The 20,373-nt window shown below is 68.4% G+C and carries 20 protein-coding genes; 5 read left to right on the top strand and 15 right to left on the bottom strand.

From position 1 onward, the window contains the following. On the top strand, positions 1-211 hold a 211-nt coding region (locus tag QH283_RS05520; RefSeq protein ID WP_280501930.1), incomplete at its 5' end, for a hypothetical protein. 25 nt (positions 212-236) lie between these two features. On the opposite strand, the gene QH283_RS05525 is transcribed toward QH283_RS05520, so the two are convergent. From QH283_RS05525 to QH283_RS05550, 6 genes are all read right to left on the bottom strand, one after another. Further along, positions 237-1,622, bottom strand: coding sequence for a hypothetical protein (locus QH283_RS05525; RefSeq protein WP_280501931.1), 1,386 nt, complete (start codon positions 1,620-1,622; stop codon positions 237-239). Between the two features lie 62 nt (positions 1,623-1,684). Continuing rightward, complete coding sequence (locus QH283_RS05530; protein ID WP_280501932.1) at positions 1,685-2,347, bottom strand: hypothetical protein; 663 nt, start codon at positions 2,345-2,347, stop codon at positions 1,685-1,687. After that, positions 2,344-2,649 carry a hypothetical protein gene (locus QH283_RS05535; RefSeq protein ID WP_280501933.1) on the bottom strand — a complete coding sequence of 102 codons (306 nt, stop codon included), beginning with the start codon at positions 2,647-2,649 and terminating at the stop codon, positions 2,344-2,346. Before QH283_RS05535 ends, QH283_RS05530 begins: the two co-directional genes overlap by 4 nt. Next, positions 2,625-2,855, bottom strand: a complete 231-nt coding sequence (locus tag QH283_RS05540; RefSeq protein ID WP_280501934.1) for a hypothetical protein — start codon at positions 2,853-2,855, stop codon at positions 2,625-2,627. Before QH283_RS05540 ends, QH283_RS05535 begins: the two co-directional genes overlap by 25 nt. Then, complete coding sequence (locus QH283_RS05545; RefSeq protein ID WP_280501935.1) at positions 2,852-4,123, bottom strand: cytochrome P450 family protein; 1,272 nt, start codon at positions 4,121-4,123, stop codon at positions 2,852-2,854. The genes QH283_RS05540 and QH283_RS05545 overlap by 4 nt, the downstream gene beginning before the upstream one ends. Before the next feature lie 17 nt (positions 4,124-4,140). Next, positions 4,141-5,448, bottom strand: coding sequence for a cytochrome P450 (locus QH283_RS05550; RefSeq protein WP_348538259.1), 1,308 nt, complete (start codon positions 5,446-5,448; stop codon positions 4,141-4,143). Positions 5,449-5,889: 441 nt separating this feature from the next. Between QH283_RS05550 and QH283_RS05555 the strand changes: the two genes are divergently transcribed. The 4 genes from QH283_RS05555 to QH283_RS05570 all read left to right on the top strand — a co-directional run bounded on the left by QH283_RS05555 (position 5,890) and on the right by QH283_RS05570 (position 8,381). Continuing rightward, on the top strand, positions 5,890-6,030 hold the full coding sequence (locus QH283_RS05555) for a hypothetical protein (RefSeq protein ID WP_280501936.1): 141 nt from the start codon (positions 5,890-5,892) through the stop codon (positions 6,028-6,030). 355 nt (positions 6,031-6,385) lie between these two features. Further along, a protein-coding gene (locus QH283_RS05560) for an IS3 family transposase (protein ID WP_280501937.1) occupies positions 6,386-7,521 on the top strand; the annotation gives its coding sequence in 2 pieces (ribosomal slippage) (positions 6,386-6,650 and positions 6,650-7,521; 1,137 coding nt in all). Between the two features lie 3 nt (positions 7,522-7,524). Continuing rightward, positions 7,525-7,959: a hypothetical protein gene (locus QH283_RS05565; protein ID WP_280501938.1), complete on the top strand. Its 435-nt coding sequence runs from the start codon at positions 7,525-7,527 to the stop codon at positions 7,957-7,959. Positions 7,960-8,045: 86 nt separating this feature from the next. Next, positions 8,046-8,381: a hypothetical protein gene (locus QH283_RS05570; protein ID WP_280501939.1), complete on the top strand. Its 336-nt coding sequence runs from the start codon at positions 8,046-8,048 to the stop codon at positions 8,379-8,381. Between the two features lie 101 nt (positions 8,382-8,482). Here the strand turns inward: QH283_RS05570 and QH283_RS05575 are convergent, their stop codons facing one another. The 9 genes from QH283_RS05575 to QH283_RS05615 form a co-directional block, all read right to left on the bottom strand. Next, entirely contained in the window at positions 8,483-9,619 is a 1,137-nt protein-coding gene (locus QH283_RS05575) for a Fic family protein (RefSeq protein ID WP_280501940.1), read from the bottom strand. A gap of 159 nt (positions 9,620-9,778) precedes the next feature. Next, positions 9,779-11,416, bottom strand: a complete 1,638-nt coding sequence (locus tag QH283_RS05580; protein ID WP_280501941.1) for a long-chain-fatty-acid--CoA ligase — start codon at positions 11,414-11,416, stop codon at positions 9,779-9,781. Between the two features lie 54 nt (positions 11,417-11,470). Next, the gene (locus QH283_RS05585) at positions 11,471-12,733 is read right to left on the bottom strand and encodes a wax ester/triacylglycerol synthase domain-containing protein (protein WP_280501942.1); all 1,263 of its coding nucleotides are present in this window, start codon (positions 12,731-12,733) and stop codon (positions 11,471-11,473) included. Next, complete coding sequence (locus QH283_RS05590) at positions 12,733-13,905, bottom strand: acyl-CoA dehydrogenase family protein (RefSeq protein ID WP_280501943.1); 1,173 nt, start codon at positions 13,903-13,905, stop codon at positions 12,733-12,735. Before QH283_RS05590 ends, QH283_RS05585 begins: the two co-directional genes overlap by 1 nt. Then, a complete protein-coding gene (locus tag QH283_RS05595; protein ID WP_040794524.1) occupies positions 13,902-14,153 on the bottom strand; it encodes an acyl carrier protein in 252 nt (83 codons plus the stop codon). Before QH283_RS05595 ends, QH283_RS05590 begins: the two co-directional genes overlap by 4 nt. A gap of 160 nt (positions 14,154-14,313) precedes the next feature. Further along, positions 14,314-15,627, bottom strand: coding sequence for a lysine N(6)-hydroxylase/L-ornithine N(5)-oxygenase family protein (locus QH283_RS05600; RefSeq protein WP_280501944.1), 1,314 nt, complete (start codon positions 15,625-15,627; stop codon positions 14,314-14,316). Continuing rightward, a complete protein-coding gene (locus tag QH283_RS05605) occupies positions 15,620-17,161 on the bottom strand; it encodes a pyridoxal phosphate-dependent decarboxylase family protein (protein ID WP_280501945.1) in 1,542 nt (513 codons plus the stop codon). The genes QH283_RS05600 and QH283_RS05605 overlap by 8 nt, the downstream gene beginning before the upstream one ends. A gap of 127 nt (positions 17,162-17,288) precedes the next feature. Beyond that, positions 17,289-18,731, bottom strand: coding sequence for a condensation domain-containing protein (locus QH283_RS05610; protein WP_280501946.1), 1,443 nt, complete (start codon positions 18,729-18,731; stop codon positions 17,289-17,291). Then, a partial coding sequence (locus QH283_RS05615) for a penicillin acylase family protein (protein ID WP_280501947.1) occupies positions 18,728-20,373 on the bottom strand: 1,646 nt, incomplete at its 5' end. The genes QH283_RS05610 and QH283_RS05615, both read right to left, overlap by 4 nt.

Consider the following 20,373-nt stretch of genomic DNA (forward strand, 5'->3'; position numbering starts at 1 on the left):
CGGCTGGCGAATCAAACTGGCGGAGAACCACATCCTCGGCGGCGAGATAGCCGAAGGATGCCAACTGCTCATCGACCACTTCGACCAGATCAACAGCGTCACCTCGACGCGACTGCGCGCCACCCTCGACTCCATCAGCGACGACATCCGACAGCACTCCGGGGTCCGGGAGGTGCGGGAGTACCTCGGGATGCGGGCGGCACGGGTGTAGGCACAGCGCCGACGTCGGCCGCTGATCATCGGCCGCGGTGCGGTCCCCGGTCGATCCCGCGTTCCCGTTCCCGAATCCGCTCCGGGGTCAGCTGTTCCGGCCGTGCCGACCGGGCGCGCACGGCTTCCTCGGCCGGGGCGGCTCGGCTCCGTGCCAGCGCCTCCCGCATCAGCACGTCCTCCACCGCACGGCCCTGGTCGACATCGCGCACCATCTCGGCCAGGCGCCGCTCGGGGGCCTCGTGCCCGACTTCCATGGCGGGCCTGCCCGGCTGCTCGTAGACGTGCGCCCTCGCGGCGCTGTCGTATCCCACCTCCCGGCCGTGGCGCACCGCCCGGAACTTCTCCAGATCCAGCCCGGCCGTTCGCTCCGGCGTGATGACCAGCCGTTCGACCTGCCGGCCCGCCTGCTCCAGCGCGCAGTCTCGTTCGAGTCCTGCCCGCCCTTGCAGGCGGGCCTGCACCGCCCGCACGTGCTCGTGACCCAGCCGCCGCACCCGCTCGTTGTGCTCGCTCGCGAGCTCGTGCCAGTGCGCCCGCTCGACTTCTCTGCCGATCGTCGCCAGGCCACGCACCACGTCGGTGCGACGGCGCTCGCGCTCTTCCTCTTTGATCTGCTCCATGGTGCGCAGCTGGTCGGCGCTCAGGCGCAGGCCGAGGGATTGCAGGAGGCCGCGTGCCTGCCTGCGCTCGGCCTCCCTGAGGTTCTCCAATCTCCTGGTCAGGCGCTCGTGGGTGTGCTCGAGGGTGCGGGCGTCGGGCGGTGGCTTTCCCGCCTCGGTGTGCTCGGCGATCTCACGGACCTGGGCGTGCACTTGGACGCGGTGGCGTTCGCGTTGAGCCGCCAGCTCCTCCCCCATCCCGAGGGCCTTCGAGAACGCATTCTCGCGGCCGGGGCCCTCACGCTCGAGGATCTGTTGGCGGGCCTTCTCACGGACTCCGGGCAGCTCGAGTTGGATGCCTCGGGTGAGGGTCTTCTCCTGTTGCAGACCGAGTGCCCAGATCTCGCGGGCCTCGGTTCGGGAGATGATTCGGTGCGCGAACTGCGCCGGAAAGTCACGCTGGAGCCCCTCGAGGAGTTTCCGTACCTCCTTCGATATGTATTCGCCCTCGACCGAGCGCACCACATGTCTGTGGTTTCCATCCCTCTGGAGCAGGACTCGCAGCGCATTCAGCTGTTTTTCGTCCTTCTCACCTTCGAACCGTCCCGACTTCTCCTCGATCGAGTACGTGCGGCCGTCCACCTCCTTCATCTTGTCGAACTGGACCCGGCCTGCCGGAGTCCTGATTATTCGAGACTGCCGCACGTAGCCGTTGGCGGCGTCTCCGAAGAAGAGACCGGCGCCATTCTCGAATAACCGACCACGCGTGTTGTTGTCGATGTCCTGACGGTCCCTGTCGTACCCGTCCACAGCCGCGCTCTCCCCCCGAACTGCAGAAAGACGTGTCGTCGAAAACTGACCAGAGCCAAGCCCTACGCGATGGATGAACCGCCGTCGCGTTGTTCTTCGTCACGGTAACCGGCATATTCGCGAATCGCCGCAGCCATTTTGGAGAACATGCCATCGTGGTCTTCGGGGTCGTACCCGATCATGCTGTCCATCAGATACCAGGCGGTCATCTCGTCTTCGTCCGCGGTATCGAACAGCAGGGCGGGATTCACCTCGTCGTAGAAGGAGTACTCGCGACCGAACCAGTCGTATTCGATCCACCTCGCTCCCGCGAACCTGATGAAGCATTCCCCGAGAAAACAGATGAACGCATCGACGATGTCCGCGTTCTCCGAAGCCATCGCTGTCGACATATCGGGAAAAAGCTCGGCGAGGAGCGAGTCGAGCCGCTTCACATCCGGGGCGCCCTCCGGCCACGGTTCCGGGGGAATGTCCTCGAGCCCGGCGTGGTCGAGGAATTTGCGGACCTGCGCCGCCCGCCGGTCCGGGTCGACCCATCGGCCCCAGGCGGTCTGTTCGACGTCGAAATCGAGACCCAGCTGGTCGTTGCTCTCCACGGCCCCTCCTCGCTCGGCGACTCGGGACAGTATGACCCGCTCGTCCGACAGGGCCGGAAGGGTGAGCACACGCCGGCGGCGCGCGTCGGCGCGTAGTGCGGGTGGCGGTGCGGTCGCGGTGCGGTTCATGGATTCGGGGTCCATCCCGGTGTGCGGGGGATGACGGCATCGGGCACGACGAGGGTGCAGGCGAGCGTCAGTGCGCGCACCGCGCAGCCGAAGTGCGCGAGGCCGGGGGCGAGGATCGCGCTCGCGCGGGTGGTGTGCGCGGTGTGGGTGATCAGGGTGGTCGGCATGTAGGTGTGTTCGTCGATGGTGAGCACGGTGGTGAGATGGCAGCCGTGGCGGGCGGCGAGTTCGTGCAGGGCGGCCCGGTCGGCGGCCGGGGATTCGCTGAGGTCGAGGTTCAGCAGTCCGAGGGCGGTGTCCATGATGGCCTTTCCGCGCGGCCTTCGCGGTCGCGGAAGTAGCGGTAGTCGTCGTTGCTGACGATCAGGGCGGCGACGCGGGTGGAGCAGTGCCAGGGGCAGTCGGCGTGGATCTCCAGTGCGTTGGCCGCGTCCGCCGGTGAGCGGACGGGCCAGTGCGGGTTGTCGTGGCGGAGCTTGTCGAGGGTGGCCGTGCGCCGCACCGTCACGACTCGACTCCCGGTTGCGCGGCGCCGATCGGTCCGTCCAGCAGGGCCGGCACGCGTTGGTGACCGTGGGAGATGAAGCTGGGCAACGGTTCCAGCTCGTGCGGTGCGACGGCGAGCGCCAGCTGGGGGAAGCGCCCGAACAGGGCGGGCAGCGCCACGGTCGCTTCCAGCCGGGCCAGTGGCGCGCCGAGGCAGTAGTGCGGGCCGTAACCGAAGGACAGGTGTTCTTTGCTTCTGCGGGCCGGATCGAACTCGTCGGAATCGCCATCGGGCAGGTGCGGGTCGCGGTTGGCCGCGGCGATGCAGGCGAGCAGGGCGTCTCCTGCCGCGATCCGGGTGCCCGCGACGTCGATGTCGACGACCGCGTAGCGCAGCGGCAGATTGGCGACCGGTGGTGCGTGACGCAACGTCTCCTCGATGAGGCTCTGCCAGGTGAAGGCGCCGGTGCGCAGGCGAGCCAGCAGTTCGGGACGGGTCAGTATCCGGACGACGGCCTGGTCGATGAGGTTGACAGTGGTTTCGTATCCGGCGCTGATCACCAGCAGCAGGGTGTGGATCAGTTCCTCCTCGGTGAGCCGGTCCGCCTGGTCGTCGCGCTGGCCGATGAGCAGACCGGTCAGATCGTCGGCCGGATCGGCGCGGCGGCGGGCCACGAGTGTGGTGAGGATGGAGACCATTTCGGCGAGCGTCGCCTGCGGATCTCGTCGCGGGATCGTGGAGAACAGTTCGCCGACACACAGCCGGAGTCCCTCGCGCAGATCGGCGGGGACGCCCATCAGCGCGCTGATCACCAGCAACGGGACCCGCGCCGCATAGTCCTCGCGCAGGTCGATCACCGTCCCGTCCGGTCGGGCGGCCAGTCCGTCGAGCAGTTCGGCCACGATCCCTTTGATCCGCGGTCGCAGCGCATCGACGCGGCGGGCGGTGAACGCGGGGCCGACGAGTTTGCGCAGCCGCTGATGATCTCTGCCGTAGGCGGTGAACATGTTGCGCACCGACACCCACGAGATCAACGGCCAGTCGGGCGGCACGTCCCCGGCGATGAAGGCAGGCCAGTGCTGGTGGGCGTCCTTGGAGACGCGCCAATCGACGAACAGGTCTTTGAGCAGGTGCGGGTCGGTGATCGCCCAGGCGCGTATGCCGCCGGGCAATGCCACCCGGACCAGCGGCCCCTGAGCGCGGAGCCGGGCGGCCTCACCGGGGATGTCGATGCCGGCAGGGTCGAGCACGACGGGGGCGGGAACAGTGACGGGAAGCTGATCGGTCATCGGAAGAGCCTTCGCATTCAGCGGGAAACAGTCAGTGGCGCAATGGGAGTGAAGACAACAGGTAGTTCCGCGAGCGCCCGATGGAACGGCCCGGGCCGCCAGCGCCGATGCTTCCGGGCAGGCGTCATCTCGGGTAAGGCGTCGAGAAGCTGATCGATCGCCTCCCCCGCGACCAGCTCGGCCAACGCCCGCGCCGGGCAACGATGCGGACCGGCCCCCAAACCGAGATGGGACTCGTTGCCGCGAATATTGCCGCCCACTACCGCCGGATCGTTGTTGCAGGCGGCCAGGCTGATCACCACCGGCCGATGCGCCGGCACCCACACCCCGTCGACGAGCTGCGGCTGACGCGGATACGACATGCAGAAATTCGCGATCGGCGGATCACGGAACAACACATGCGTGAGCGCGTCGCGGGTCGACAACCCGCCGCCGACAACTTCTCCACCGAAGTCCGGGTGGGTCATCATCCACGACAGTGTGTTCACGATCAGATTCGTCAACGGCTCACTCGCCGCACCGTAGAGCGTGACCAACTGGTGGACGACTTCTTCGTCGGACAGACCGGACGAGTGAGCAAGCAGCCAGGAGGTGATGTCCTCCCCCGGCCTCGCCCGCTTACGGGCGACGAGCTCGGCCAACGCAGCCACCATCAGCTCGTTACCGGCTGCGGCATCGGTGGTATCGAAGATCATCGCCATCCCCGCCGCGGCCCGGCTGCTGATGTCGGGGTCGCAGCCGACGAGTTCACTGATCACCTCGAACACCAATGGGGAGGCGAAGTCTCGGATCAGGTCGGCCCGACCGAGGCGGCAGAATTCGCCGACCAACGCCACAGCGATCCGCTCGACCACCTGATGGGTCCTGTGCAGATCCACCCTTGCGAGGGCATCCACCGTGGCCGCTCGATAACGAACATGCTCGACCCCACTGCTACGCAGAGCATTCGGGCGCCACTGCAGCATCGGCTTGACCGGGCACTCCGAAGGGATGTCACGCTCCCAGGCCCGTGGGTCCGCCGGGAAATGTTCGGGATCGTGCAGGATCTTCAACGCGGTCCAGTAGCCGATCACCAGGGTCGCCGGAACACCGGACGCCAGCCAGATCGGCACCAGTGAACCGAATCGCTCCCGCATGTGGGCGTAGGCGGTGTGCGGGTCGGCGGCGAAGTCCTCGGTGTAGATCGCCACGCGCAGGTCGCGGTCGCGGTCCAGAGGTGAGCCGCGGCTCACGATGTTGTGGGCGGGGTCGAGCGAGCATCCCGGCACAGCGCCTCCCGTACGGTCGTTGGAGTGGAAGGCACTCGACACCGGGGCTTTCGCCACCGGCTTCCCTCCTCTCCGGGGAAGCCGGTGCGCCGCGTGAGGGGAGCCGGCGTCACCCGGTGTCGAGCGCCAGAGCGACCGTAGGGGCGCGGAAATAGTTGGGGTCAGGGGTGATTCGGCGAGTGTTATCGGGATATGTGCGATCCAGATAGGACGCACGGGTCTTGACGTGTTCGACCGGGCTCAGCGCTGCGCCACTTCCGCACCCGGCGTCCACACCCAGCGTGCCGCCACGCCGAAAAATGCTGCACCACAGCATGTCTCAATTCCCTCTGAGCGATGCCGCAAGGAGCTCCGGGAGGCCCGAGAAGTTGACAACTTGGTCACAGGACCGAAAGAGTAGTGCCTGACTGTCAGGGGACCATACGCACTACGCATGGGGGATAATATGCCGGTTCAAGCGATGAGATCGGCCTGCGGCGACCACAGGGAGTCGCGGTAATGGCTACTCGAGGTTGGTTCAACCACTACGACGATCCAGACGAGTACTGGGACGATGAGCCTCTGATCGCCGCTCCGGCTACGCCGAGGCAGATGCCACCACCTCGACTGCGTGACTCCGATCTCATCCAGGCGGCCTGAGGGACATGATCGGAGATGCCACGACAAGCGATGGAGACCAGTCCGACTGGCAACCTGGGGCTACGACAGTGGTGGCGCCTGCGTGAAGAATCTCGAGTGGATTACGCCAACGGTTCTTGTACTGCTCATCGCTGGATGTACGTCCGGTGGACCTGGTGCAGCCGACTTCGAAACCGGTCCCAGCGGGCCATCGATAGCCGTTCCATCGATTCTTGAATCCAGTTCGGTGACTCATGGTCAGCTCTGCGATGCGGTGGTCCAGTTCTACGATTCGTGGCTGGGACCCTTTGATCGGGTCCATCGGTTGTGAGAGTTCTGATGCACCAGAATGGGTGCAGGAGGAGACGATCACACCATGTCACGACGTCGGCATACCCCTGAGCAGATCATTCGCAAGCTGCGTGAGGGCGAGCGGTTGCTCGGTGAGCAGTTCAGTGTTGAGGATGTGTGTAAGCACCTCGAGATCTCCGAGGCGACCTGGCATCGCTGGCAGAACCAGTACGGCGGCATGAAGTCCGAGGACGCCAAACGGTTGAAGGAACTCGAGCGCGAGAATGCCCGGTTGAAGAAGATGGTGGCCGAGCAGGCCCTGGATATCGACATGCTCAAGGAGATTTCCCGGGGAAACTTCTGAGCCCGGACCGCCGCCGCAGGGCCGTGACGGTGCTGCGGGAGCGGTTCGGGGTGTCGGAACGGCGGGCCTGCCGGGTTACCGGGCAGGCCAGGTCGGTGCAGCGTCGGCCGGTGAGCACCGGGGCGGCTGATCGGGTGCTGACCGACCGGTTGCGGGAGATCTCCCGCAAACATCCGCGGTGGGGCTGGCGCAAAGCGCACGCGTTGTGCCGGGCCGAGGGCCTGGTGGTCAACCGCAAACGCACCAGGCGCCTGTGGCGTGAGGCCGGGCTGAAAAGACCGGTGCGGGTGCGTAAGAAGCGTCGGCTCGGGCCGGGCCGGCATCAACGGATGACCGCGTCGTTCCCGGACCAGATGTGGGCGCTGGACTTCCAGGTCGACGTCACTGCCGACGGCCGCCAGATCCGGTTCCTCAATATCGTCGACGAGTTCACCAGGGAAGCGTTGGCCACCAAAGCGTTCCGGTCCTGCACCGCTGATGCGATGATCGGGGTGCTCGACGAGGTCATCGCGGTCACCGGCCGCACACCGACCCACATCCGCATGGACAACGGCACCGAGATGACCGCGCACGCCATGCGGGACTGGTGTCGATTCACCGGCGTCGATGCCGCGTTCATCGACCCGGGATCACCGTGGCAGAACGGGGTCTGCGAGTCGTTCAACGGGCGATTCCGCGATGAATTCCTCGTCTGCGAACAATTCCACTCGCTGACCGAGGCCCAGGTGCTTGCCGAGGACTGGCGCGTCGAGTACAACACATACCGTCCCCACGGATCGCTGAACTTCCTCACTCCCGAAGCATTCCGCGAGCAGTGGTACACCACCGAGTCCGAGAAACAACCGCAACTCGCATGATCGGTGGACCTCCAATCGGGGCCCAGTCATTCGGAACTCGGCATCGCCGACGCTCGCACCTACCCACTGGACGACAGGCAAGCCCTGATGGTGCTCGGCGGAGCCTGCCCCATTCGCCAGGGGATGCACTTGATCGGCTACTGGCAGTCCCGCGCCGACCCCTCGCCGGATCCGACCGAGGGCCTCTCCGAATTCGACCGCACGATAGACGTCGGGCGAACGGTGTGGGTCGCCGATTCACGGACGGAGCCGGGGATGCAGGCCGTGAGGGTCGCCACGCGAGTCGGAGACTGGAACGCCCAGTTCACGATTTATCAGGTTCAGGAAACGGCGACGCAAACGGCGAACGGCCCCTTGGCTCTCACCGACGCGCAAGTCGAGTACGCTGCGCGCTTCCTGGTCGATACCACAACACGTCTGGCCGCCGGGCGCTGGTGACCGCGAATAAGCCGGTGGCCGACCCGGACACACGCTCACACGCGCCGGCTCGGCCACCGGCATTTCGAGGATGCGGGTCAGGAAACGTGCTGACGCCCGCGATCACAGGTGTCGTCACCGGCGGCATGCTGGCGGTGCTCGTCTATTTCCCGCTGGTCGTGTGGCTGCAGAACGTTCTTGATGTCCCCGAGCTCACACCGGTTCCCGAGAAATATCGAGGCGAAACGGAACCGATATCGATGTGGTATTGGGCAACGTGGATGATTCCTTCATTCGTCGTGCTACCCGTCGGATCGGCATTGTCTTGCTGGCATCGACTCCGGGTCTTCGCGCTCGTGTCCACGGTGGTTTTCGTCCTGGGTTCGGCCGCAGTTGCCGCTTTGGTGATCTCATTCGAAACCAACGGATTCGCACCGGACTGACCGGTTGTCCTGGTCATTCGGCGGCTCGACCGCCGGACCGACACCATTGAAATCCCACAGGCACCCCGCATCATCACAACGGATCCGGCCCTGGGCATGGGTCAGTTCCGATAGGGATCCGTCAGACTGATCGGGGTGCGAGCCGTCTCCAACACCGACGCCGGAAACTGCTTCCCCGCAACGTAATAGCGCGCCCTCGTACGGCCGATGGGCGTCAGGACACCTGTCTGCACCAACGCCTTCAGATCCCGCTGCGCCTGCTGGATGCTGAGACCCTCGCTCGCTCCGTACCGGGATCTGCGAACCCGACCCGACATCGCCACATCATGCAACGCGGAGACCACCCGATCGTCGAGTCCGGAGCGCTGCGCGAACTCCGCCGACTGCTCCCATACCCGCCCCGACCGCTCGAACCTCGCGTGGACCGTCTGCGCCTGCTGGTGATAGGCGAGCAGATTGAAGCTGATCCATTCCGAGACATCTTGATCCGGGCGGTACTGCGCCCCACGACGGGCCAGCACCTGGTAGTACTCCCAGGTGTTGCCCGGACGCCCGAGCCATGCCTCGATCGACGAGAACTCGGGTGCGAGAACGCCTTCACGCGCGATCAGCAGAGTTTGCAGGGACCGCGACATGCGGCCGTTGCCGTCACACCAGGGATGGATCGAGACGAGGTGCAGGTGCGCCATCGCCGCTCGGACCAGCGCATGCGTGTCGTCGGGAGTGTTCAGCCAGTCCACCAACTCTTGCGTCAGCGCCGGGACCTGCTCTGCGTCCGGGGCAGTGTAAGCGGCGATGCTGGGGTCACGGGCGTCGGTCACGTAGACCGGCCCGGAGCGCCACCGGCCGGCCGGCTTGCGAGATGTATGCCTGTGCCCCTGCAGGATCCAGTGCAGAGCATTCAATTGCCCCTTGCTGAAACGGAAGTCAGGAGCATCGTGCAGCGTCTGCAGGTAGGTCATCATCCGTTGGTAGGCGAGGGTTTCCTCGCGGTTCTCGTCGGACACGTCCACGTCCTGCTCACCGGCCATCAAGTCCTCGACATCGACAGTCGAGACCTTGAACCCTTCGATGGAATTCGAGGCCGCCACAGCGTCGGCGGTGAGAAATTTTCTGAGCCCGCCCGTCCACTTCGCCGGGACACCCTGCACCTGGTGACGCAATCGCTCGCGCATAGCGTCCACCTGGGTCAGGACCTCTTCGTCTCGCCTGGTCAGTCGCGGCGTCGGGTACAGCATCTCTCCATGATGTATTGACGTGATCATTACGTCAATACATGAGCCGATAGGGATGCGCCGATCCTGGTGCTGGCGGCTGCGGGTGGTCGATACGACGGTGGACGAGGACGATCGCGAATCCTGGCGATATCCTCGTCCACCAGCGATGTAAGCCCGCGATCAGACGGTGATCAGGCTTGCCGACGCGGCCCGGCGCAGCTTGCCCGAGGGGGTCTTGGGCAGCGCGCCCTTGCCGACGATGGTGACCACGGCGGGAGCGATGCCCACGTCGTCGTAGACGGCGCGGGCCACGTCCTTGCGGATGCGCTCGGACTCCTCCGCATCGCCCGCCGCGTCGGACTCGGCGATGACGGCGATGCCCTCACGCGCCATCGACGGGAGCTTCACCGCGAGTGCGGCGACACCGCCCGCGCGCACACCCGGGATCACGCCGGCGGCGCGCTCCACCACGACCGGGGAGATGTTGCGGCCGGCGACGATGATGATGTCCTTCTTGCGGCCGCTGACCACGGCTTCGCCGTCGGCGGTGAGGTAGCCGAGGTCGCCGGTGTCGAGCCAGCCGTCGGCGTCGTTGGCCTCGACGAAGCCGTCGGGGCCGAGGTAGCGGCGGGTGACGGCGTCGCCGCGGACCTGGAAGGTGCCGATGTGGTCGGCGGGCAGGGTGTCGCCCTGCTCGTCGACGACGCGCATTTCGAGGCCGGGGACGGGCGGGCCGAGGCGGACGACGGTGCGTTCGCGCTGGACGTTCTCGCGGTCGGCGAGGTTGTCGGTCTCGGCGCGGTCGGCGTCGATGACGTCGACGGTGTAGCGCTGGTCGTGGGCGCTGAAGGAGACGGCGAGGGTGGTCTCGGCCATGCCGTAGGCGGGCATCATGGCTTCGGGCTTCAGGCCGAAACGGGCGCCCTCGGTGAGGAATTCCTCGACGGCGCCGGTGTCGATGGCCTCGGCGCCGTTGACGGCGACGCGCAGCTTCGACAGGTCGTAGGCGCCGTCGGGGGCGCGGCGCAGGCGGCGGGCGAGAACGGAGTAGGCGAAGTTGGGGGCGGCGGTGAAGGTGCCGCCGAAGCGGGTGAACACCTCGGCCCACGACAGCGGGTTCTTCAGGAAGGCCATCGGGGTGGTGATGACGGTGGTGGTGCGGGCGAACATCGGCGTCATGAGGGTGCCGATCATGCCCATGTCGTGGTAGAGCGGCAGCCAGCTGACCACGACGTCCTCGGCGGAGAAGGCCGAGGCGGTGACGATGGCGTGCTGGTTGGCCCACAGGTTGCGGTAGCTGATGGCGACGGCCTTCGGCACGCCGGTGGTGCCGGAGGTCAGCTGCAGCACGGCGAGGTCTTCCTCGTCGGTCTCCAGGGCGTCGATCTGCGAGGTGCCCGCGCGCAGTTCGTCGATCGAGACGATGGGGGCGCCGAGGTCGAGTTCGCGCACGGCGTCGTAGAAGGGCTGCCCGACCGCGACCACCCGCGAGCCGAGCATCCGCACCACCTCGCGGCAGTCGGCAAGCCAGACCTCGAGGTTGGTACGCGGGGTGGGCTGGTGCAGCATGGTGAACGCGGCGCCGCGCATCCAGCCCGCCTGCACGGTCACGGTGATGTCGGAGGCGTCACCGGCGAGGATCGCGACCGAATCGCCCGGCACCACACCGGCATCGGCCAGGCCCGCGGCGGTGACGGCCGCCGCCGAGCGCACCTGCGCCCAAGACAGGAACGACAGCTCCGACGAGCTCTCCCCGCTCCACAGGCCGGTGTCCTCGGGTGCGGGCTGCCGGAACAACAGGTCGGTAATTCTGCTCATCGGAACTTTCTCATCTCTGTCTCAAAGGGTCGGTGCGCGCGGCGCGGGCCTGCCTCAGGCCGGCGCGGCTTCGGCCAGCACCCGGTCGAAGGTCTCGACGAAGGTGGCGGCGTAGCCGTCCGACAGCGCGACCGGATCGGTGACCACACCGAAGGAGGTGCGGTTGCCCAGGATCAGGCAGGTCACCGAGAACGAGTAGCCGACCAACGGCGAGATCGGGGTCAGCTCGGTGATCTTCTTGCCCAGCACGGCGCGGATCCGGGAGAAGCCTGGGTTGATGCCGATGTGGATGTCGGGGGCCATCCTGCCCATCGAGGCGTTGGCGATGGCGCGCTGCAACGGCCAGGGCGCCTTGGGGCCGTTGTCGGTGGCGGCCAGCGACAGGTGCGGCTTGCGCTCCTCGATCAGTTTCAGCTCGGCGCGGGCGCGCTCGATCTGGTCGGCCAGGTCGGCCTTGTCGCCGGGGAGGTTGAGCAGCGAGACCAGCACGGCATTGCCGGTGTGGCGGAACGCGTCGTCGTGGGTGACCGGCAGGGTGACCCGCAGGATCTCACCGCCCTTCTTGGCGGGCGGCGGGGTGAGGTTCAGCGCCCGGCCGACGGCGGCGAGCACGAATTCGTGCACGGTGGCGCCGTTGTTCTTGGCTGCGCGGCGCAGGTCGCGGGTGGACACGCCGGTCAGCGCGACCTCACGACGGCCGCTCTTGGTGAGGCGGGGCCAGCCGCGACCGGCCTGGCCCGCGGTCCACTGCTCGCCGAAAGCGGCCTTCGCCGTGGCGAATTCCTCCGGGTCGACCTCGGGGATGTGGTAGCGCGGGCTGGTGGCGAAGCGCTCGAACTCCGTCAGCTCCTCCGGCGTCCCGTCGGCGACCAGGGCGGCGAAGGCCGCGCCCGCGATGCCGTCGGAGACGCTGTGGTGCACGCGCAGCAGGATCGCCTGGGAGCCGGTCGCACGGGGTGTGAACAGCGTGATGTGCCACATCGGCTCCGGCCTCGGCAGCGGCTGTTCGTGGATGGCGGCGATGCGGCTGTGCAGGTCGGCCTCGTCGCTGTACTGCGCGTGAGCGACATGGGCTTCCACATCGATCTCGGCGGCGAGTTCGACCTGCGGCTTGCGCCAGCGGCCCTCGCGGATGCCGAGCCGGAAGATGTCGAACAGGGTGCCGCGCTCGCGGACCCGCGCGCGCAGGTCGTCGATCGTCAGGTGTTCGCCGTCGTCCGCCAGCACCATCACCATGGCCCAGACCATGGGGGCGATCTTGGTGTCCAGGTGCAGGTAGGTGTGATCGGGCGGGGCGAGTTCGACGGGACTGTTCACTACTGTTCCACCTGACTCTTGTAGAGCTTCTCGTAGCGTTCGTTGTCGGGCTTCATGCCTGCCGCGACCAGCTCCCACAGCACCTCGTCGGTGCCGCCGCCGACGCGGGCCAGCTTCATGTCGCGCCACCAGCGCCCGACCGGGGTCTCGGATTCGAGATAGCCGGAGCCGCCGAAGATGTGCAGGCACTCCGAGGCCACCTCGACGCCGAGATTGGCGGAGGTCGCCTTGAGGGATGCGGCGGTGCGCAGATTGATCCTGCCCTCCTGGGCGACCCCGGCGAGGGCGTAGCGCAGCAGGTCGACTCGGGACTGGAGGTCGGCCACGCGCAGGCGCAGCGCCTGGTGGTCGAACAGGCGCTTGCCGAACTGGGAGCGGTTCATCATGCGCGCCACGGTCACCCCGAGCATGGCCTCACAGTTGCCCGCGATCTGGCCCGCGACGGAATAGCGCTCGTGGGCGAGGCCCCAGCTGATGACGGCCAGGCCGGTGCCGGGACGCGCGAGCAGATTGTCCGCGGGCACCCAGGTGTCGATGGTGACCGGGGCGGTGTCCAGCGGGCCCGCGCCGAGCTTGTCGTAGGGGGCGCCGATCTCGACCTGCGAGGTGGGCACGATGACGACCGCGACGTTGCCGTGCGCGACGGCGCTCTCCACACCGCCCTCGGCCGCGCCGTCGATATGGCGGCAGACCACCATGATGTAGTCGGCGATCGGCGAGAGCGAGACGAATTTCTTCACCCCGCGCACCCGGTAGCCGTCGTTCTCCGACTCGATGGTGGTGGCGACGATCTGCAGGTCGGAACCACCGGATTCCTCCGAGGCCGCGATGCACAGCACCTTCTCGACCGCGATGGCCTGCTCGGCCAGGGTGCGCTGGAAGTCGTTGCGCGCGAAGCGGCGCAGCATGGCGATGGCCGAATCGTGCAGGCTCACACCGACGGCGATGCCCGCCGACTGCAGCGAGCCGAGCTTCTGCGCCAGGGCGAAGTGCATGCCCAGGTCGGTGGTCTTGCGGTCCGCCCACTTACGGGTGAACACGCCCGCCGCGCCGAGATGCTCGAGCAGTTCCCGGGGGAACTTCGCCTCCTGCTCGGCCTGCTCGGTCCACTTGACGACCCGGTCGTCGAAGGCGGTGTCCAGCAGTTCTGCGTAGGAATCCACGGCGGTCACTGCGCGACGCTGCCCGCCTTCGAGCGGATGAGATCCTCGAGGTCGCCGACCGAGGCGGCCTCCGACATCTCGCGCTCGCTCAGCTGCACGCCCAGGCGCTCCTCGATGGCGACCACACCGATGGCGAATGCGACGGAGTCCAGCCCGAGGTCCTCGATCAGCAGCGACGAGCGGGTCAGTTGCGCGAGCGGCAGATCGAGATCCTCTTCGAGGATGCTGTCCAGCGTTTCGCGGATATGGTCGGACATTCGGGGATAACTCCTTCACGGGCGGAACCGGATAGCTCCGGGTGCCGGACACTTCCGGGGCCGAGGCAACAGTAGACGACAGCCGGAATGTCAGGCAAGGCATACCTAACTAACTGCTCCCGGGCGGGTGACACCGGTCCACCCGCCCGGGAGAAAGCACTCACTCGTCGAGGTCGTCGCCCTCGGCGGCGAAACTGGTGAACGCGGTGTTGCGCTGGAGGCGGTAGACCTCCCGACCCAGCACGGTGTTGAGGATCTTGGCGTTGCGCACGGCGCCGATGTCGAGGTTGGGCGCGGACACGCCCACCGCGTGGTGCTCGGCGTTGGCGACGAACAGGCGGTTCGCCAGTGCACCGTCGGCGGCCACCGAGTGGTTGTTCTCGATGACGAAGCGATCGCGCGAATCCTTGTGCAGGCGCTCGGCGACCGGGGCCAGGAATCGCGGCTCGCGCTGCTGGTAGCCGGTGCAGGCGATGACCAGATCGGCGGTCTGCGCCAGCTTCTTACCGGTGTCGAGGTGCCGGCCGCGCACCTTCAGCCTGCCGTCGGCGAGGGTGTCCACACCCTCGACGGCCACGCCCTGGCGCAGCCGCACCGGCTGCGGTTTCTCCAGCAGCTGCCTGCGGTAGAGCAGGTCGTGCAGGCGGTCCAGGGTGGCGCTGGAGATGCCCTTGTGGAACTGCCAGTGCTGGACGCGCACCCGGTCGCGGGTGTCCTCCGGCAGCGACTGGAAGTAGTCCATGTAGGCCGGGGTGGTCATCTCCAGCGACAGCTTGGTGAAGTCCAGCGGCGCGAACCACGGGGTGCGGGTCCACCAGGTGACCGCGGGCCCGCCGCGCAGGTTCTCCTCCAGCAGGTCGATGACGATCTCCGCGCCGGACTGGCCGGAGCCGATCACCGTCACCGAGTCCGCGCCGTGCGCGAGGTCCTGGTGGAACAGGTACTGCGAGCTGTGGATCAACGCGGGCGACTCGGTGCGCAGCGCGGACGGGATCACCGGCTCGGTGCCGATGCCGACCACCACGTGACCGGCGTGGATGAGCGAGATGGCGCCGCCGGAGGTGACGGTGACCTCGAACTTCTCCAGCTCGTCGTCCCAGCGGACCTGCTCGACGGTGGTGCGCCAGCGCAGCGAGTCCAGCTGCGCGACCACCCACAGCAGATACGCCTCGTACTCCCGGCGGGTCGGGAAGAAGTCCTCGCGCACCAGGAACGGGTAGAGCCGGTCCACATCGGCCAGGTAGGCCAGGAACGACAGCGGGTGGCGCGGATCCACCAGCGAGACCAGGTCGGACAGGAAGCTGACCTGGAGCTTGGCCTCGTCGAACATCAGGCCGGGATGCCAGCGGAACTCGTCGGCGGAGTCCACCACGAGCACGTTCGCGTCATCGACCGTGGCGGCCAGCGCCGCCAGGCCGAGATTGAACGGCCCACAGCCGATCGCGAGAATGTCTACCGTCTCGATTTCACTCATGGGTCTTCACCATTTCGTCGACGCTGTGTTCCAGGCCTTCGGATTCGACTTCCAGGGCGATGCGCAGGATGTCGTCGAACAGCGCGTCGATGTCCTGTTCGGTCGCCTCGGGGTTGAGCAGCGTGAGTTTGAGGCAGGTGCGCGGCTCCCCCTCACCGTGGATGCGCACCTGGGTGCGGCCGATGAGCGCCTTGCCCGAGTTGATCAGGCGGCGGCGCACCTCGCCGTTGACCTGGTCCAGGTCGAGATCCTCGCAGCGGTAGCGGAAGAGCACCGTGGTCAGGGTGACCGGGGCGACCAGGTCCAGTTGCAGTTCGGTGGCGATGCGGCGCTCGGCGTACTGGGCCAGCTCGTGGCAGGCATCGAGCATCTCGCCGAGCCCCTCGCGGCCGTAGGCCAGGAAGGTGGCGGCCACCTTGAACACGTCGGGGCGGCGGGTGGTCTGCAGGGTCTGACCGAGCAGGCCGCCGTAACCGGCTTCCACGTCGTCGTCGGGGTTGAGGTAGGCCACCGAGCGGTTGAGCGAGGCGAAGCGCTGCTGGTCGGACAGCAGCAGCACGCTGGCGGCGGCGGGCTGCCAGCCGACCTTGTGCAGGTCGAGGGTGATCGAGTCGGCGCGCTCGATGCCGGTCAGCAGGCCGGCCAGCTTGTCGGAGAACAGTGAGCCGAAACCGTAGGCGGCGTCGACGTGCATCCAGACGTGGTGGCGGGCGGCGATCTCGGCGATCCGCGGCAGCGGGTCGATGCTGCCGAAGTCGGTGGTGCCCGCGGTCGCGACGACGGCGATCGGGGTGTGGTCGGCGCCGTACTGCTCGAGCAGTTCCTCCAGCGCCTCGGGGATCATGCGGTGGTCGGAGTCGACCGGCACCGGGATGGCCGCGGCCTCGCCGAGACCCAGTGCGGCGCAGGCGCGGTGCACCGAGAAGTGGGCGATGCGTGAACAGAACACCACCGGCCGCGGCAGCGCGCTGACGCCGTTGTGGCGGACATCGATGCCGCGCTGGGCGGCGCCGTAGTCGCGGGCGACCAGCAGGGCAAGCAGGTTCGAGTAGGAGCCGCCGGGTCCGAAGACACCGCCCGCGGCCTCGGTGAAACCGGCCAGGCGGGCCAGCGCCCTGATGGTCCACTGCTCGATGCCGAGGGTGGCCGGGCCGGAGTCGTAGGTGTCCAGGGAGGCGTTGCCCGAGCTGGCCAGCGCGTCGGCGATCACCGAGACGGTCAGCGCGGGCGGCTGTAGGTGCGCGGCGGTCTGCTTGTGGGTCAGGTCGATGCCGTAACGGGCGAGGAGATCGGCCAGGTGGCCGAGCGCGGCGTCCTCGCCGATGCCGGCGGCGGGGATCTGCTCGGGGCCGAGCGCGTCCGCGACCGCGGCCAGCACCGTGGCCGGGTCTCCCGCGGGCAGCGGCGATCCGTGATGGCGGCCGTCGACTTCGGCGGCGACGCGGGTCAAGCTCGCGCCGACCTCCGCCCAGCCTGCGCCGGGGCGGGAGAACTTCGACGGCTTATCCCACGGGAATGCATTTTTCTGTGACACGGACAGCCCCATTACGTCAATTCGGACAGAAGATGTGGTCGAGCGGCGACCGCTCGGCCGATGGTTTCCGTGGCCCCGGCAGGCCGACCACCGCGGTGATCGCGGTGGAGCGCCGGGCCGCGAGCGGCTAGACGACCTCGGGTTCGCGCAACGCCGAGACCAGCTGTCCCACCTCGTCGTCGAGGCGGTCGGGGATGCGCTCGATCAGGGCGGTCAGCACGGTGGCCGCGCGGCGGGCGAATTCCTCGTCGACGACACCGATCTGGTAGTCCAGCTCGAGGTGCACCCGCTCGTCGGCGCCGATCTCGAAGGCGAAGGTCAGCGGATAGTTGCCGATGCCGTTGAACACCGAGCGGCAGTCCACCGTCGCCCCCTCGGGCACCGGGATGCCGCGCAGCGGCGCGTTGCGCACCGAGGCCATGATCTCGGCGACCGGGAACCGCCCGCCCGCGCCGCGCAGCGCGGTGAGGATCGCGCCGTAGTCGACGGTGGAGTACTCCATCGCGGCGTAGACGGTGGACACGCCGGTGCGCAGCGCATCACGCAGGCTCGACGCGGGGTCGAAGGTGAACCGCATCGGCACGATGTTGCCGCTGTAGCCGACGCGGTCGGGGGTGTCGCCGGGCCTGCGGTTGTCGGCGGGCACCAGCAGCACGTGGTCGGCGGCCCCGGTGAGGGCGTACACGCCGAGCGCGCAGATCGCGATGTAGAGGGCGTTGGCGGTGGCGCCGACCTCGCGGGCCACCGCGTCGAGCGCGGCGTGGTGCTCGGGTTCGACCGGGGCGTGCAGCTTGGCGCCCGCGCACTCGTCCATCGGCGCCAGCCAGCTCTCCTCGGCGCCGATCGCGGGCAGCTCCCCCGACAGCGGGAAGCGCACGTCCTCGGCGGCCCAGGTTTGCCGGGCGTGCCGCAGCGCGTCGGCCACATCGGCGACCGGGCGGTCGGCGGCCTCGGCCTGCTGCCGGGGCCAGGCGCCGGTGGTGAGGGTGCCGAGCAGGGCGGGCCAGGAGGTGTCGTCCACGGCCAGGTGGTGCACCACCAGCAGCATGGTGACGCCGCCGGATTCGCGCGGGTAGAGGCGCACCCGCAGCGGCGGTTCCTCGGTGAGCGCGAACGGCGAACGGGCCAGGATCTCGGCGGCCGCGAGCACGGTGGCGCGGTCGGTGCGGCCGTCATGGGCGGGCAGCGTGCCGTACTCCCACACCCGGCCGGGTTCGGCCCAGCGGCCGCGCACGCCGCTGGGGGTGCGGCGCGGGACGCCGTCGTCGCCGACGGTGACGACCGAGCCGAGCACCGCGGCCTTGTCGATCATCAGCTCGGTCGAGGCGACCAGTTCGTCGAGGGTGTAGGTCTCGCCGAAATCGAGCACCAGGGCGATGTTGTGGGAAACCGAGTCCCGGTCGAACTCGTAGATCTTCCACATGCGGCGCTCGGCGACGCCGAACTCGCCGCTGCTCGCCGGGATGGCAGCCGCCGCCGCGGCACCGGGAGCGGTCTGTTCGCTCGCGATCCCGGCCGCGGCCATCCGGCGGCGCAGCAGTTCCAGTCGCGCGTCGGTCAATGCGTTCATGCTTCTCCCAGCGTCGAGTCGTCGGTGGCCCGCGGTGCGGTGCTGTGCTCGGCACGAACGAGCACGAAAGTGTCGGCGGCGTCCGCGGATTCCTTGGGGGCGCGGACGAAGGCGGTGGTCTGGCTCGCGCCGGCGCGCAGCGTCGGCCAGTCGCCGACGAAGCCGACCAGTTCGCCGCGCGCCCACAGCGGGGCCTGGTCCTGGAAATGCGCCGAACGCGGGTCGCCGCTGACGCCGAGCGGGACGATCCAGCGGCTGGCGTCACGATCGGCCAGGTCCCAGATGTAGCGGGCGGCCGAGCCGAGGCTGCACGCGTGCGAGAACCCGATGGCGCTGGCATTGGCCATCACGCACTCGCCGTCGCCTGCCAGCGGCAGCCGGACCGGGCGGATCTTCGCCGACAGCTCCGGGTGCGCCGGGGTGGCGCCCATCAGGTCCATGCCGTGGATGGGTTGCAGCACGTGCACGCTGCCCCAGGTGGGGGTGCACTCCTGTGCGGCCAGGTGCGCGGCGACCGCTTCGAGCGACTCGGTGGCCAGGGCGGCGATGTCGATGCCGAGGGCCGGGGCGTGGCGAAGCATCGAAGCCAGGGCGGCGCCGAGGCGGGTCTCCACCACGAACCACGGGTCGAACATGCGTGGGAAACCGTGCGGGGCGGCCAGTCCGGCCAGCGCCTCGTGCCGGGCGACGGCCGAGACCAGGCGGGTGCGGATCTCGGCGAACAGGTAGGCGTCGGTGCTGTCGGCGGACATGGTGCGATCCCAGGCGAGCAGCCGGGTGCGCACTCGTTCGGCGGCGGAGCCGAGGCCGGTCAGCGAACCGAGCAGCGCCAGCAGGGGTTCCGCGCCCGCGTTCGCGACATCGCGGTGGATGGCGGCGCAGTCGTCGACCGTGACCACCCCGGCCCCGGCGACCGGCGACGCGGCGGACGCGGCGTGCGCCGCGCCGGTGCCGTCGGAATCGGCGAGCGCCTCGGCAGCGGCCGTGTCGTCGCGGGAACCGGTCGTGGCGCGCAGGGTTTCGTCCAGCAGTGCGCCGATGCGCTCGGCGCGGTCGAGGGCAGCGCACTCGGTGGTGATCGGCTGCACCGGCGCCGCGTCGAGAACGCGCTGGTTGGCGATGACGGCGTAGTCGGCGACCGAGGCGTCGAACTCGCGGTCGGAGACCGAGGCGGTGGTCATGGCATGCCACTGGTAGCGCGCGTCCCAGCCGGGCACCGGCAGCCAGTAGTTCTCCGGCGCCCGCAGCGGCACGGCGCCGACCACGTGCCTGGTCAGTCTGCCCTCCACGTCGGCGATCACGATGCGGTTGGCGGGCTCGACCCAGGTGGTCAGCGCCTGCTCGACCTCGGGCACCGAGCGCGCGAACAGCAGGTCCAGCGGCGAGTCGAAGGTGGAGTCGGGGTCGTCCAGCAGCGGGGTGCGCAGGCTGAGGGCGAAACCGGCGTCGGGGCCGCCGAAGACGACCGAGCCGTTGCCGGTGCCGATGATCTCCACGGTGACCGGTTCGCCGCCGCGGACCAGGATCTGCTCGGTGGACCGGGTGGCGGCGCGGGGCCCGTCGGCGGTCGCGGCGGGCCCCCGGGGGCCGGGGCGGGGGACGGGCGCGGAGTTAAGGGCGGGGTTGTGGCCCATGGCAATTG

Origin of the sequence: Nocardia farcinica (genome assembly GCF_029867845.1) — a bacterium.
Classification (GTDB): Bacteria; Actinomycetota; Actinomycetes; order Mycobacteriales; family Mycobacteriaceae; genus Nocardia; species Nocardia farcinica_A.